This is a genomic window from Neptuniibacter sp. SY11_33, assembly GCF_047778025.1.
Lineage (GTDB): Bacteria > Pseudomonadota > Gammaproteobacteria > Pseudomonadales > Balneatricaceae > Neptuniibacter.
This window is the reverse complement of the sequence record NZ_CP180543.1, coordinates 1,621,336-1,635,912: the sequence shown is the minus strand read 5'-3', so window position 1 is coordinate 1,635,912 and position 14,577 is coordinate 1,621,336. Positions and strand designations below refer to the sequence as shown.

Below are 14,577 nucleotides of genomic sequence, written 5' to 3'. Positions count from 1 at the left end.
GTTTTGCCATTAAAGGTAGTGGTCGTAAATAGCCTGATACCGACCATTGTTTTTGATTAAGCGTAGACCTTCATTAAATTTCTCCAAAAGAAGTTCAGCATCTGGATACGATCTACTCAAGCACAAATGATACTGAGTACTTTGCTTCCCTTTCAGTCGCTTAATCTTAATTTTATCCTGTAAACCTAGCTGTCGTGCGCGATAATTGGTAACTAAACCGGCGTTATAGAAAACATCAATATTTCGATAAATTAATGAGCGGATACCACTATCCACATCAGGCACAACTGAATGAGCGATGCCCGCATGTTGTAACTCTTTTTGAATCCCCCAGCCATCAACAACAGATACACTCACTTTACTAAGATCATCAAAGCTAACGATATCATCATCAGCTCGCTCAAGGCGCATTACGGCTGATTGATTAGCTTCACTTAAAACATCACTAAACAGAATAAATTGATCTCGGCCTGCTCTCTTAGAACAAGTTACCGTACCTGCCATTCGACCATGACGAATGCTTTTTAATATCCTCTTCCATGGGGCCGTTTGTATATCCGCATTAATACCTACAGCAGCAAACGCCGCCTGCGTAACTTCCACATCGATACCACTAATCGCGCCTTTATCATCGATCATTGTATAGGGAGGGTAATCAACCGTATAAAGTTTAATTGTCTGATTGGCTATCACAGCAGGCGATAGCAGTAGAACTACTATAGACATAGCCAAACGGTTAAATAACTTCAATGTCACAACCTCCATACATTGAAAAACCCTGTAACAGAATAAGTTAATTTAAACATATATTGATCAAAATAGGAGCTTCAAAGACAAACTCACCTACAGGACGAAACCAACACTAATCAACAACAGTAAAGCTTTAACAAATGTACTTTGCTATAACTAAATCATTCAATCTCACTAGCGGAAATTTGATGAGCGGCAAACTTTTTTATCTTATGGGGGCCTCTGGCTCGGGAAAGGACACTCTACTCCAAGGCTGCAGGCAACGTTTAGAACATAGCCATCAAGCATTTATCGCCCATCGCTATATCACCCGTGCTGCAGATGCTGGCGGCGAAAATCACATTCACCTGACAGAATCAGAATTCCAACTGCGCGTTGATACCTCAATGTTTGCGATGCATTGGGCATCTCATGGTCATTTGTATGGGATAGGTAAAGAGGTCGAGATCTGGGTTAAAGCTGGATTGAACGTCATTATTAATGGCTCCCGTGAATACCTGCCAATCGCCATGCAGCAGTATGATTTTCTTATCCCCGTGATGATTAATATTAAAACTGAGCTCCTTAGGGATAGATTGCATAATCGCGGCAGGGAAACAGATCTAGAGATTGAAAAACGTTTAAAACGCCATGCTGACTTTTTGGACCACATGCCATCGAACACGCTATTTATAGACAACAGCGCTTCTAAAGAAGAAGGAATCGATGCCCTGATGGATATCATCACCGAGCACCGATTTATTCGTTAATCGCTACAATCTAGCTTCTGATGCGGTAGCCACTACGGAAGATCCAAGCGATGATCGCCAAGCAACTCATCATAAACAGTATGGTCATCCCCAAACTTAGCCCAACATTCACATCAGCCACACCATAGAACGCCCAACGGAAACCACTCACCAAATATACAACCGGGTTAAACAATGAAATGGTCTGCCAAGGTTCAGGCAACATGTTGATCGAGTAAAACGCCCCTCCTAAAAAGGTCAGTGGCGTAATGACCATCAATGGAATGATCTGAAGCTTCTGGAAATCATCTGCCCAGATACCAATCACAAAGCCAAATAAGCTAAAAGTAATAGCAGTAATAACAAGGAAACAGAGCATCCATAGCGGGTGCAAGATGGTGTAATCGACAAACAAACTCGCAGTAGCCAGAATCAACAATCCCAGCATGACCGATTTGGTTGCTGCCGCGCCAACATAGCCCGCTACGATCTCAAAAGGTGAAACTGGTGCTGACAATACTTCGTAAATCGTCCCAGAAAACTTTGGAAAGAAGATACCAAACGATGCATTAGAAATACTCTCACTCAACAGAGACAGCATTAACAGACCCGGAATAATAAACGCCGCATAGCTAATACCATCAATTTCCCCCATTCTTGATCCAATGGCAGTGCCAAAGACAATAAAATAGAGCGATGTTGAAAGCACAGGGGATGCAATACTCTGCATCAACGTACGAAAGGTGCGCGCCATTTCGAACTTATAGATCGCTCGAATACCGTAAAAATTCATCACTTACTCCTGCACCAGTTCTACAAAGATATCTTCGAGTGAGCTCTCTGAAGAGTTCAAATCTTTAATCCCAACGCCTAGTTCGTTTAATTTCGCTAACAATTCAGCTACCTGCTCACTTTCACTGGCATCATAAACATACTGAAGGTATTCACCCGCTTGCTCCAAAGTCAGATTAAAATGATCCAACTCTGAAGGAATTTGCTCAATCGGCTCTTGAAGATGAATATGCAGCGACTTTTTACCCAGCTTAGACATCAGTGTCGCCTTATCTTCGATCAGGATAATTTCACCTTTACGAATCACGCCGATGCGATCAGCCATCTCTTCAGCTTCTTCGATATAGTGCGTGGTCAAAATAATCGTCACGCCATTATCTCGCAGCTCTCTAACCATCTCCCACATATCACGGCGAAGTTCGACATCAACACCCGCTGTAGGCTCATCCAAGAAAAGAATCTCCGGCTCATGAGACAAGGCTTTTGCAATCATCACTCTGCGTTTCATACCACCAGACAGTTCTAGCATCTTTGAATTACGTTTATCCCACAGAGAAAGCTGCTTAAGGATTTTCTCGATGTAAGCCTTATCCGGTGCTTTGCCAAACAAGCCGCGACTAAAATTAACGGTCGCCCATACCGTTTCAAAAGCATCGGTGGTGAGTTCTTGCGGCACTAATCCGATTTTGCTTCGTGCCTGGCGATAATCCTTAGCAATATCATGGCTACCTGCTAAAACCGTGCCTGAGGTTCCACGGCTAATTCCGCAAATAATACTGATAAGCGTCGTTTTGCCCGCGCCATTAGGACCTAACAACGCAAAGATCTCACCTTTTTTGATATCAAGATTCACTGAACGTAGAGCAGTAAACCCAGAATCGTATGTTTTATTTAAGTTCTGCACCTGAATAATCGGCTGCATTAATAGCTAACTCCTGAACTGGAACCTGTACATGAAAACGCTTTGACAATATTAGAGAAATATCTATCCCTCAGATAGGTACCGCTAAGTAAACACTCTGTTATAAAGATCATAACAATAGCTACTTGACGCAGTTATTAGGTAATAAGATAAGCTTAAATGAGCAGTCAGATGTCCACCTAAGCAAAATCTACTTAAGCGGTTCTACTTAGATAATGTCAAGATCAGTCATGTATACTTGATCGCTCTTCCACTTAGGCTTCACTCTTGTATGTTGTTTGAACTCCTTATTCTCTTCGTAGCTGGCTTTTTTGGTGGTGTATTAAATGCAATCGCCGGTGGCGGCAGCTTTATTACCTTTCCGGCATTGATGTTTGTGGGTGTACCACCAATTAGCGCGAATGCGACCAACACATTCTCTGCCTGTGCGGGTTATATGAGCGGTACCTATGCGCTGCGAAAAGATATCAGGCAAGATCGAAAGAACCTCATAAAATTAATCTTGATTAGTTTTATCGGTGGTATCGCAGGTGCCGTGCTACTGCTAAGAACACCTGAAGAAGTATTTCTTGAAGCTGTACCTTGGTTACTGCTGTTTGCCACGGTTTTATTTATCTTTGGCGGAAGACTCAACAGCGTATTAAAAAACCTTTCGGGCACTCATAAGCATGCATCAGCAGTCGGAGGTTTTCTTCTGATGTTGCTACTGTTTGGCGTTTGCCTCTATGGTGGATTCTTCAATGCCGGTTTAGGCATTATCACGCTGAGCTATCTAGCTTTGGCAGGTTATAACAATATCAACACCATGAACGGTATCAAGCTTTTAGTATCTTCATGCGTATCGCTGATCGCTATTGTTCTGTTTATTATTGATGGAGTGATCGATTGGTACTCCGGTATGATCGTTCTGGTAGGTACACTCGCAGGTGGTTACTATGCTGCGCACTACTCACGTCAGTTACCGCAACAGTGGGTGCGTAATTTTGTAATTATCGCTAGCTGTGGCATTACCGCTTACTTCTTCTACGATGTGTACGGCTAAGCTCTGATAACAGCTATTCAAACCGCCATTCAGTCGATAACCCTGGGATATTGGTATTGAACGCTTCAGGCGGTAACCTAGACTGTAACTTTTCTAAAAAGACCTTCCAGACTTCGGCAACAGCGACACTACTCTCTAACCTTTCTTGTAAAGTAAATGTATCGCCTACTCGCAGTTCACCCTCTTCTAACACACGGTAATACCAACCACTGATCGCCTGCGACATTAGCAATGGCGCTATATGGCCATTGCCATATTTATGATTCACTTTCCAACAAGGCCTACGGGGTTGGGATACCTGCACTAAAGCACCACCCACTTTCACAATATCTCCAATATGAACCTGATTATCATCGACGGATTCACTGGAAAGGTTTTCTCCTATCGATCCAGAGATAAAACTATCTTCTAGATGCGGCAAGGCTTGGCGAAGCGTAGCGTAATTTTCTGAGGGAAATTGATACAGCGCTTTTTCAGGGCCACCATGCACACGCTTATCTACCTGAACATCACCTTCCAGCCCTATTTTGGTTAGTAAACAAACCTCAACGGGATCTTTGAATATACCGCTTGGCGCATTATCTGGGCCAATTGGTTTTGGTTGCCCAATATATAAACCCTTGATGGTACCTTGATAAGTAGACATGCCTCGCCTCCCGAAACGGTGTTGAAACGCAATCACTTAACCATATACGACCAGAACCAAATCGATCAAATATTAATCAGATTTAAATTCCTTCGATATTGCGAGGGCGTACCCTCCTGCCATCGCGCCCAAACACGCCTTAAGCTTCTTTCAGACTGAAACCCGCAACGTTCAGCAATTACATCTAAAGGCAGTTTAGTTTGTTCTAATAATTGACGACCTAGCTCTATACGTGCCTGCTGCAGGTACTCTTGTAGGTTGAATCCGGTTGCTTGTAGAAACAAACGCCGAAGATGACGCTCACTTAAGTGAACTCGCTCTGCCAAAAGCGACACATCCCAATCGAAACCAGGCTGTTCCATAATCAGGTCCTGGACTTTGTGCACTCTAGACTGAGTGTGGTTACGATGGTTTAACCAAAAACTCAGCTGTGCTTCCTGGCCAGATCGTCGCATATAGATCACCATCTCACGGGCAATTTGTACTGCACGGTCCTGCCCCCAGTGGTTATCAACTAACTGTAAACAAAGATCCAACCCAGTGGTAATACCAGCGCTCGTCCATATATTGCCGTCAGTAACGAAAATACAATCTTCCTGTACTAAAGCGTCTGGTGCTATCTGACAAAGAGAGGCGGTCAGGTCATGGTGGGTAGTGCAGCGTTTACCATCTAGCACACCCGCCTTTGCCGCCAGAAGAGAACCGGAGCAGATTCCCGCCAACAAGCCGAACTGATATTTTACCGAATTGAGCCATTGAATCGCCATTTGGTAATCAGCCTCATGGAGATGTTTATTTAACTGGCTTGTTCCGATCAACAGTAGCCAGTCGTCTGCATCTAACCTCTCCGGTAAGGGTTCTAGATTGGCTAGATGTAAGCCTTGCTTGGACTGCAATTCAGGCTGAGGAGAGATATAGCGTAACTCTATATTCTCCTCCAAAGAAGGATGTGCAAATATCTGAGCAGGCGCTGCCAGATCCAACAAATGGACACGTGGCAACACCAACAGATAAACACGCCTTTTTTTATTCATAATCTCCAACCATACGCACATTTGCGAAGCGATCTTGCAAAACCATACAGCTATGTTGCTTTAAGGCCTCTTCACTCACAGTCTCACCGGTAAATTGATTTTTCATAGTGAAGGTATGGGTAGCATCGACCACGAAATCCACCTCATAACCCAAATCACTGCCGACACGCGTTGTGGTTTCACAGCACTGCTCCGTTCTTAATCCACTTACCAATAGTTTGGTAATCGATTGCGCTTGCAGCCACTCATGCAAACCACTGTCGAGTAACGCATTATGAACGCGCTTGTTAAACACCTTATCTTCATCCTGTTTATGCAAAAAGTCCATCAAACGGACAAAACCGGACTCAACAGAGAAAACGCCTCTATCTTCATGATGAAGGATAAACACTATTGTGCCACCTTGCGCTCTTACCGCATCAATTAGCCGGTTTTGTCTCGCTTCATAATCAGAAAAGCCATAGTCATACCAATAATCTCGATGTTTAAAGGATTCCTGCACATCAATAACTAATAACGCTGTATTTTTCATAGCTCAAACTCCAAAGTATTTAATATTTGTGAACTAAGTGTGAGCTATAACCAAAATCGTAATAAGAAAGATAGCGGCCCAAAATAGGACAATTTCGGACAAACAAAAAAGCCGCACTTAAGTGCAGCTTTACTAAGTCCGAATAAGTTAAGAAAATTAAGGGCAGGTATAGCCGCCATCAATCACCAGATCAGACCCGGTCATAAAAGAAGCCTCATCAGAAGCTAAGAAAACCGTACCGTAAGCGATCTCTTTTGGTCTACCAAAGCGCTTCATTGGTACCATCTCGACCAGAGGCTCCCACGCCTCTTTCGGAACAGAGCTTTCAAAAAGGTTGGTATCAAACATCCCAGGGCAGATTGAATTGATACGAATGTTATCGCCGACAAACTCGAGTGCCGCGGATTTAGTCATCAAGCGAACAGCGCCTTTGGTGCTCTGATAAGCAGTAGATGTCCCTGCGCCAGAAATACCATAAATGGATGCAAAATTAATAATCGAACCGCCACCATTCCGTCGCATGGCAGGAATCGCAGACTTCATGCCCAACAAACAGCCCAGCTGATTCACACCCACAATTTGATCAAACTTCTCTACGGTATGATCCAATAATCCTGCGTGGTAATAGATGCCAGCATTGTTGACCAATACATCCAATTTCCCGAAAGCAGCTTCAGTTGCGTTTACCGCAGCAATCCACTGAGGTTCTTCAGTAACATCCAAAGCCACCACATCGGCTTTACCACCAGCTGCACGAATCTCCTCAGCAACCTTAACAGCATTATCCCAAAGCCCAGTTGGTTTCTGACCTTCTGCAATAATGGGATCCTCTGGTAAGTTTGCCAGCATTACACTCGCACCCTCTTTAGCCATCATACGCGCCTGTGCACTGCCTAGCCCGCCACCAGCACCAGTAATCAGTACTACCTTACCTTCTAAACGACCAGCCATGTTCAATCCTCCAAACAGCATTAATAAGTTACCTAGGAGTATGTTTGAACGGATCTCAATCACCGAGGTAGATAAATACCAAACAATGATCAAAATCGAGCGCTTATGAATTCCGATCAAAAAATCCTCATAAATTTAGATAAAATTTTAATAAACTTATTCTTTTAAAATCAGATAGGTAGCGTAATCTTCAGAAAGGAATAGGAATAGCAGTAACTGAAATTAACGCGATGCAATTGAACTTTATCAAACCCAAGTTATCGATTCTCACTGGCTTAAGCCTGCTTTTGGCTGTGCTTATGAGTCCGCAAGTCAGTGCTAAAACCTTCTTTATGGATGATGAAGAGGAAGAGCTTCCTTCTGGTTATTACAACAATGAAGATCTACGTAGCGAGAAGATCAAATCATCTAAAGCTAAGAAGAAAAACTACAGCAGAAAACACAATAAAATCGCAGAGTACTTAAACAGCTATAAAGAACCCTTAGCCTCAGATGTGAAATGGAGCTCAGAAAAAGCGCTTCAGATTGGTGTTATTAAACGTTACCGCACAGAGGAATACGCAAAATACGCCTGCAAGGTGATCGATGCGTTTGATATGGAAAGTGAAGGTGTAAAAGTGCGGATTATCTTTCTGCCGAATTTAGTAACTTATAACCGCTTAGAACTATTGGCAGAACATAAGTGTGTTTGAATCGCTGAAGTACCAACAAGATATGTGTCATTAAAACGACCTCAGCTAATTAGAAGATCTTTTCAACAACAATACTTAATCCTACAAAAACTAGGTATACAAATATAATAGACGGTATATACAGGGCAATACTCAATATGGAGTCTAACGCTAAAATCAACCTTGGACGGTCGTCAATATATTGAAGTTTTCTTAACCCTTTATCGGCATACCAGATAACCAATAAAATTATTGGCACCCCCCACAAACCCATAGCCCAGTATCCGGCAGCTTCTCTATTTATGTAGCTTGAGTAAACGAGACTACTTACAACCCAAAACATACAATACATCAAAGCGGTTATTACTAGCCTTTTTGTCGGGTTTAAAACGGGCTTTATAAACATTAACGCAACGAATATGGCAGAGCTTACGCTAATGTATATCGTTAGTTGGTTCATCCTTGATCCTATATATCATTTGAGAGGTATTAAGCAGATTTGTTTAAGGCTGCGACCCCAACTCCACAACCTTAACCACTTAATATGTAATTCAAATTTTGAAAATTCAAGAGCTGATTACCAATTAGAATAATCAACCATCTACAGGGCTGACTATATATTCTTGGATGATAAAACCACCCTCTTGGTCCATCTCTACTTTCCAAGTTTCATTAACAAGCAGATTAATCGACTCACCTTTAAACGATGAGTCCTCATAAGTTTCTGCTTTCAAACGAATCCGTAGTTGAAGCTCTGCATAATGACCATCAACTGAGATCTCCATCTGCTCAACTAAATGCTGGCAATTAGGTTTAAAAGTTGTTCGAGCTATCTGATACCAATCCCTAAATCCTGCATGTCCTGAAAAATCACCTTCAGGCATTTTAAAGACAATATCTTCAGCTAAGTAAGAAAGAAAATAAGCATCACTCTCTGGCAGCCGATCAAATTGTGCGAACCATTCGTTCACAAACTGTTTTATTTTTAGTTCTCGAGATCCAAGTTTTGCACTCAACGATTGAATTAGTTGCTCGCTATGCTCTTTGGCTCGCTGTTCTACTGCTTCCAGAGTGTTGTAAACATTAGGTATGTAAACCATGCTGTGGCTATAGATTGGCTGGTGGTATTCCATCTCAGCTAGATAGGCAGTTTGTTCCAACGGTTTTAGCAACTCTTCCATTCGGAAGTGGTTATAACCAAGCGGTTTATATGCTTCTTCTGGCCCTCCAACTGTTAAAGAGAGTATCAAACCCTTCCCCTTCAATTTGTCTCCTTTAGAGCCATAAGCGAAGTCATAAGTGAACGTATCATCCAGCCACTTTTTCAGTAAAGCGGGGACTGAATACCAGAAAAATGGGAATTGAAGCACAACCAATTCTGCTTTGAGTAAAGCTGCTTGCTCAGCTTCAACATCGATTTTGTAATCAGGATAAAGCTCGTCTAATCGACGAATATCAACATCAAGCTCGCTGTTAACCAAAGCTTCAAGAATGATTTTATTGGCATTAGATTTTTCCAGTTCTGGATGACCTGAAATCACAACTACTTTACTCATAACTCCTCCAAAAATACTAAGCATCACGTTATTTAAGAGAAGTATATGAAAGGCCATAGATAAAAATTAGAGACTATAAAGGAACATTATTGTTAACCTTAAGATAACAATCACAAAACATATAAGGTGCTTAAGATGCGCGGTGCGACCTACAATCAGCTTATGATATTTCAGGCCATCGTCGAAGAAAGCAGTATACGTGGCGCAGCGCGTAAGCTTGAGATCTCACCACCATCTGCCAGTAAGGCCTTAAAATCTTTAGAAAAAAACCTAGGTTTACCTCTATTTAACCGCACTACTCGTAGTATGGAACTCACCGAAGCGGGACAGTTGCTTTATGAAAACACCACCACTGCCGTTTCATCTCTAAATGCCGCAATGGAAAGCGTGCATGATCTGAGTACAGACCCTAAAGGTAGTGTTCGAATTACGCTTCCAAAATTTGTTTACCAGTGGTTGCTAGAACCGATCTATGCTGATTTTTGTCGCCAGTATCCAGAGATCAATTTAGAAGTATCCATATCAGATGCAACGGTCGATCTCATCTCGGAAGGCTTAGATTTAGGAATTCGGTTTGGGCATAAAGTGCAGGAAGGGATGATCGCCCGTCAGCTTACATCACCGCTAAAGGAAGCTCTATTCGCTTCGGACGACTATTTGCAAAACTATGGCATTCCTAAAAGCCCGAACGATCTGTCTAACCACCGACAAATCCAATACCGCTTTATAGCCTCCAACAAAATTGCACCTCTCAGTCTCGAGGATAATGGCTCACAAATTGAAATTGAGATGCCAAGCGCATTGATCGTGAATGATACCGACTTGATGGTGGATGCTGCTAAGAAAGGACTTGGCATTGGTCGTATCGCACTTCCAATTGTTGAGCACAAACTACAAAACGGCACGTTAACGCCGGTACTAGAGGAATATTGGGAGACTTACCCCGGCTTGTACCTCTATTTCCCGCAAAACAGCCAAAAGGCTAGAAGAGTCAGAGTCTTAATTGATTTCTTAGTAGAACGCATAAGCTCATACAATGGCACGTATGAGTAAATTGAAAACTACGAATTAACAGCAAAGCTAAACATTAACTTTGTATTTAAGATCCTTTACCTCGTCACCCGTCATACCTCTAAAACCCCACTGATAAGGCTGCTGCTCTTTGATGATGATTTCGATATCGACGGGCAGTATCCCCAGTTTCTCTTCAATATTTTGGAACAGAGTTTTAATTAATATTTTCTGCGTATCAACTTTGCGCCCAGCCATCATATTAATCTCGATAACTGTATAGGCATCACTGCGCCCACCAGGATAGTAAAAATCCTCTTTTGCCATAGGAATAAACCGATGCGCGCGTTTATCCTCAGGAAAGCCTAGCACCTCCTGCATACACTGATGAATAACATCCGAGAGCCCTTTTTTGATTGGGTTGAGCTGCTGCTTAATTCCGTAGATAACGATCATCTTACTTTTACCTGATTTGATACAAACAATACAAAATGGAATTATTGCGATTAAATATCATGCCCAATGAATGCCATCAGGCAAAACAAAACTACTGTACTCTAAATGCAGGACCCTTCTTTGCGAAGGCTGAGAGGCTTTACTGGATGCATGCAGAATGTGCGGCCTCATAATCAGAGCAGACCTAGCTTTCGCAGAACAAATGACAGGCTCTTCACTTTGTACCATTTTATTGATATCGCTTTGGCTGATAACACCATTACTATGGCTGGCAGGCAAAACCTTTAAACACCCATTATTTTCATCAGTGTCATCTAAATGGATTCGAAATGTCACCATCTGCTCTAAAACAGCTATTGGTGGCTGAACATGATGTACGCCATCTTTAATGCTCCAAGGCCCCCACTTTTCCGCTTCAAACCTATCAGATACAGCAACGGTCTTATCCTGATGCCAAGTCACCAACCAGTTACTTTCTGTTGTTTTGTTAAATAAGATTGTCCTGACTAAGCTTGGTTTCCCTGGCAAAAACTCTTGAGCTTTACCTATTAAAATCCGAGATAAAGCCAACTCACGAATTGAACCAAACTTTTTATCCGCATTTCGGATGCCCGCAGCATTAGCAGGCAGATCAATTGCGTTGATTTCTTCATAAACAGACCGAACCTGCTTAGGTGAAACAAACTCATCTATTAATACATAACCTTGTTCAAGCGCTGACACCGGCTACTCCTTTTGTAGACAGCAGATTTGACCTCACCAAACTTTCCACCAAGGTTTGGATACACTACGTTTAAAGCCCATTAAAGGAATATTTTCTGGCATTATTAGGCTGTCATCTATAAACCCTTCCAGCTGATAACCAAAAAACTCTTTAAGAGCAGCCTCACCTAACTCTAGTGGGTGAAAGGCAAATGGATAATCAAATTCATCTTCTTCCTCTGGATCCAGAGCTGGATACTTACCTTCCCAATAATCCAGCTCAAATGGAAGCTTCTCGCCTATATCTTCAAGTATTCCAGAATCCGGCGACAAACTGAGCGCTCGGGTCAATTGCCCCTCTTTCCATGTAGCAAAAGCAAACCAATCGACCACACTATGCATCGCATGAAGGTATATATTCTCTCCTAATGACGGGTCTATAAACCGTGGATCTACTCGTGATGGATAATCACCAGCAAACTCAACCGCGGCGATCACCGAAACCTCACCAAAGCATCCCGCGAAAATGATCTCATCAGGCGGGTTGGTGTAGGAAAGATCACCACCCTCTATCGACTCAAGGTTCTCATTGGGAAATAGCTTTTGAAGTAATTCAGTGGTTTCAGCTTGATTGAGCACTGGATCCTTTTTTAAGTTTTCCGCAGCATCGCCGTTGGAATAGACCAACATCCAAGTTTTAGCACCCATTTCTTCTTTCCTTTTATAGGCTGATTATGGCTTACCTAGCCCAGTGATAATTACGCAGTGATCTCAAGTTGGTAGCCACCCATTGATTCATAGGCAGCTACCCACACAAGCTAACTGTATTAAGTATCCGCTACAAATTTTTCTCCTTTAAATACTCTATCAGGATTTCCCCGCTGCAATTCCATATGCTGTTGCCACTGAGTTTTATGCTGTTCAGAAGCATTTTGCTGTTGTTGCTCATCAAGCCTTTGATAGATGAGTGCTATCGCTAATCTTTTATTCGCATGCTGACTTCGCTCACTTTCGACACGAACAGAAATGCCCGAACTGATATGTGTCGCCTGCACCGCTGAATCAGTTTTATTCACGTGTTGCCCACCCGCTCCAGATGATCGGCAAGTATTAAACTCTATTTGATGATTAAGTTTCTGTTGATCAATTTCGTAAACCTGAGCGCTAAAAAACCAATTTTTACGCTTATGTTTGGGCCTAAACGGACTCTGGGAATTCCAAAGCATCACACCCTTCCAGCGGTTAACAAACTCTTGAACTTCTTTTGGGTTTGATGATTTCACTTCCATCAAGATCGACTTTATAGACCGTGATTCGCTGTAATTAAGCTGCTGTAGCAGATTGATCGTGATTCCCTGAGATTGAGCTTCTTTCTCTATCTGAGTGAAAGCCAGAAAAACAGCCCGACCGCATTCAGCCGGACCTTTCCCTGAAGAAAGCTGTAACAAAATCATGCTCCACAGCCCCCATTGGTTTTAAAGGTAAGTACAGGACGCAACCTTGCAATAACCTTAACTAAACCTGCATCAACAAGATCATCAATAATTGTTTCACAGTTTTTATAGGCTTGCGGCGCTTCATCATAGAGCAACTCTTTGTTGCCACAGATAACCCGACTTCCTAAGGCCGTTTTGAGTAAGTCATCTTTCTTAAATTTATGGCTCAGTCTTGCCTGACAATCACCCCGCTTCCATTTCCGACCCGCGCCATGTGCAAGAGAATAAAGGCTGTTTTCAAGATTTTCCTTGGCCTGATCAGCTGCTGTTACCAGATAACTATAATCTCCACGAGAACCCGGAATGACCACATATCCCTGATCTGCCGGGGTTGCACCTTTACGATGCAACCAGCCTTTTCTTCCAGCAATTTCCTTTTCAGTTACCAAGTTGTGATTTACATCCAGCAAGCAATCACCACTCTCCCTGATAGCATCGAAGAAACGCAGCGCAATAAGTTCGCGGTTCAATTCAGCCCACTTCACAGCGTCATCATGGGCCTTAATATACTCACTGAACGAGCTGTCATCTTCGTTAAGACCATCATGATTAAAGTTAGAAATGTGTTCAGTCAAAATTGACTGACCTAAACCACGAGAACCTGAGTGGACTAGAAGCAATAGCTTTTTAGAATCGATATTTAAACGTGCTAAATGTTCATCACAATATACGGTCTCTATCGCTTGGAATTCAGCGAAATGGTTGCCCCCACCGATCGTTCCAAAAGAAGAATCAAACCCTTGTGTTTGAATCCCTTTCTCCACTTTTCGCTGCTCAATTAAGTCAGCCCAGCTGTCATCAAGTGGGCACTCAATATCACGCAGTTTTTTAGCCACTTTATCGACATTAACTTTGCTTACTTTGGCAGTGCTCTGCCATAAAGACATACCACAACCAATATCATTGCCGACTAAGGCCGGATAAATCTTGTTTGTTGTAAAGAAAGCTGCACCAATTGGATAGCCGCGGCCTGGGTGCAGATCTGGCATACCCGCTACGCGGTGCATGCCTTCTAGTTCAGATGTTTTAACTATTTGTTCTATAGCCAAGCCTTCGATCCACGTATTTTTGGACGCAATAAGGCTGACAGAATCAGTAATTTTTTGGACGGATTTGCCCATAGTACCAATACCTATTTATTAGGTTTAAACGAATATCGTATTGGCAGGTCAGATGACCGAGCTAAAGAGAGATGGAAAGAAAAGCTTCCTGCTTCTTACAAGGCACGACCTGCAAAGGGTTTAGTTATCAGTTCCATGATCTTTCTCCTTTACAGTTAGTTGGTTAA

18 protein-coding genes are annotated in these 14,577 nt (G+C 42.5%); 4 read left to right on the top strand and 14 right to left on the bottom strand.

The features are described from left to right. Positions 1 to 9: 9 nt before the first annotated feature. The gene (locus ACMXYV_RS07735; RefSeq protein WP_415891204.1) at positions 10 to 750 is read right to left on the bottom strand and encodes a transporter substrate-binding domain-containing protein; all 741 of its coding nucleotides are present in this window, start codon (positions 748 to 750) and stop codon (positions 10 to 12) included. A 188-nt stretch (positions 751 to 938) separates the two neighbouring features. On the opposite strand from ACMXYV_RS07735, the gene phnN reads away from it, so the two are divergent. Beyond that, the gene (gene phnN / locus ACMXYV_RS07730; RefSeq protein ID WP_415891203.1) at positions 939 to 1,499 is read left to right on the top strand and encodes a phosphonate metabolism protein/1,5-bisphosphokinase (PRPP-forming) PhnN; all 561 of its coding nucleotides are present in this window, start codon (positions 939 to 941) and stop codon (positions 1,497 to 1,499) included. Positions 1,500 to 1,509: 10 nt separating this feature from the next. On the opposite strand, the gene ACMXYV_RS07725 is transcribed toward phnN, so the two are convergent. Beyond that, positions 1,510 to 2,271, bottom strand: a complete 762-nt coding sequence (locus ACMXYV_RS07725) for an ABC transporter permease (RefSeq protein ID WP_415891202.1) — start codon at positions 2,269 to 2,271, stop codon at positions 1,510 to 1,512. 3 nt (positions 2,272 to 2,274) lie between these two features. Beyond that, the gene (locus ACMXYV_RS07720; protein WP_415891201.1) at positions 2,275 to 3,192 is read right to left on the bottom strand and encodes an ATP-binding cassette domain-containing protein; all 918 of its coding nucleotides are present in this window, start codon (positions 3,190 to 3,192) and stop codon (positions 2,275 to 2,277) included. A 271-nt stretch (positions 3,193 to 3,463) separates the two neighbouring features. On the opposite strand from ACMXYV_RS07720, the gene ACMXYV_RS07715 reads away from it, so the two are divergent. Further along, entirely contained in the window at positions 3,464 to 4,234 is a 771-nt protein-coding gene (locus ACMXYV_RS07715; protein WP_415891200.1) for a sulfite exporter TauE/SafE family protein, read from the top strand. A 13-nt stretch (positions 4,235 to 4,247) separates the two neighbouring features. Here ACMXYV_RS07715 and ACMXYV_RS07710 read toward each other — a convergent pair whose 3' ends face one another. The 4 genes from ACMXYV_RS07710 to ACMXYV_RS07695 all read right to left on the bottom strand — a co-directional run bounded on the left by ACMXYV_RS07710 (position 4,248) and on the right by ACMXYV_RS07695 (position 7,517). Next, positions 4,248 to 4,880: an MOSC domain-containing protein gene (locus ACMXYV_RS07710; RefSeq protein ID WP_415891199.1), complete on the bottom strand. Its 633-nt coding sequence runs from the start codon at positions 4,878 to 4,880 to the stop codon at positions 4,248 to 4,250. 65 nt (positions 4,881 to 4,945) lie between these two features. Next, the gene (locus tag ACMXYV_RS07705) at positions 4,946 to 5,914 is read right to left on the bottom strand and encodes a GlxA family transcriptional regulator (protein ID WP_415891198.1); all 969 of its coding nucleotides are present in this window, start codon (positions 5,912 to 5,914) and stop codon (positions 4,946 to 4,948) included. After that, complete coding sequence (locus tag ACMXYV_RS07700; RefSeq protein WP_415891197.1) at positions 5,907 to 6,446, bottom strand: isochorismatase family protein; 540 nt, start codon at positions 6,444 to 6,446, stop codon at positions 5,907 to 5,909. Before ACMXYV_RS07700 ends, ACMXYV_RS07705 begins: the two co-directional genes overlap by 8 nt. A 156-nt stretch (positions 6,447 to 6,602) precedes the next feature. Then, positions 6,603 to 7,517 (bottom strand): SDR family NAD(P)-dependent oxidoreductase, encoded by a 915-nt coding sequence (locus ACMXYV_RS07695; RefSeq protein WP_415891196.1) that lies wholly within the window; start codon positions 7,515 to 7,517, stop codon positions 6,603 to 6,605. A gap of 179 nt (positions 7,518 to 7,696) precedes the next feature. On the opposite strand from ACMXYV_RS07695, the gene ACMXYV_RS07690 reads away from it, so the two are divergent. Beyond that, entirely contained in the window at positions 7,697 to 8,089 is a 393-nt protein-coding gene (locus tag ACMXYV_RS07690) for a hypothetical protein (RefSeq protein ID WP_415891195.1), read from the top strand. Between the two features lie 49 nt (positions 8,090 to 8,138). On the opposite strand, the gene ACMXYV_RS07685 is transcribed toward ACMXYV_RS07690, so the two are convergent. Further along, positions 8,139 to 8,528, bottom strand: a complete 390-nt coding sequence (locus tag ACMXYV_RS07685; RefSeq protein ID WP_415891194.1) for a hypothetical protein — start codon at positions 8,526 to 8,528, stop codon at positions 8,139 to 8,141. A 133-nt stretch (positions 8,529 to 8,661) separates the two neighbouring features. Beyond that, on the bottom strand, positions 8,662 to 9,624 hold the full coding sequence (locus ACMXYV_RS07680; protein WP_415891193.1) for an NAD(P)H-dependent oxidoreductase: 963 nt from the start codon (positions 9,622 to 9,624) through the stop codon (positions 8,662 to 8,664). A gap of 135 nt (positions 9,625 to 9,759) precedes the next feature. Here ACMXYV_RS07680 and ACMXYV_RS07675 point away from each other — a divergent pair, with 135 nt between their 5' ends. Further along, positions 9,760 to 10,677: a LysR family transcriptional regulator gene (locus ACMXYV_RS07675; RefSeq protein WP_415891192.1), complete on the top strand. Its 918-nt coding sequence runs from the start codon at positions 9,760 to 9,762 to the stop codon at positions 10,675 to 10,677. 27 nt (positions 10,678 to 10,704) lie between these two features. On the opposite strand, the gene ACMXYV_RS07670 is transcribed toward ACMXYV_RS07675, so the two are convergent. From ACMXYV_RS07670 to ACMXYV_RS07650, 5 genes are all read right to left on the bottom strand, one after another. After that, on the bottom strand, positions 10,705 to 11,091 hold the full coding sequence (locus ACMXYV_RS07670) for a tautomerase family protein (protein ID WP_415891191.1): 387 nt from the start codon (positions 11,089 to 11,091) through the stop codon (positions 10,705 to 10,707). Between the two features lie 57 nt (positions 11,092 to 11,148). After that, positions 11,149 to 11,814, bottom strand: coding sequence for a phytanoyl-CoA dioxygenase family protein (locus ACMXYV_RS07665; protein ID WP_415891190.1), 666 nt, complete (start codon positions 11,812 to 11,814; stop codon positions 11,149 to 11,151). 33 nt (positions 11,815 to 11,847) lie between these two features. After that, positions 11,848 to 12,501 carry a DUF6928 family protein gene (locus ACMXYV_RS07660; protein WP_415891189.1) on the bottom strand — a complete coding sequence of 218 codons (654 nt, stop codon included), beginning with the start codon at positions 12,499 to 12,501 and terminating at the stop codon, positions 11,848 to 11,850. Positions 12,502 to 12,620: 119 nt separating this feature from the next. After that, the gene (gene prfH, locus ACMXYV_RS07655) at positions 12,621 to 13,247 is read right to left on the bottom strand and encodes a peptide chain release factor H (protein WP_415891188.1); all 627 of its coding nucleotides are present in this window, start codon (positions 13,245 to 13,247) and stop codon (positions 12,621 to 12,623) included. Continuing rightward, positions 13,244 to 14,410, bottom strand: coding sequence for an RNA ligase RtcB family protein (locus ACMXYV_RS07650; RefSeq protein WP_415891187.1), 1,167 nt, complete (start codon positions 14,408 to 14,410; stop codon positions 13,244 to 13,246). Before ACMXYV_RS07650 ends, prfH begins: the two co-directional genes overlap by 4 nt. Positions 14,411 to 14,577 lie beyond the last annotated feature (167 nt).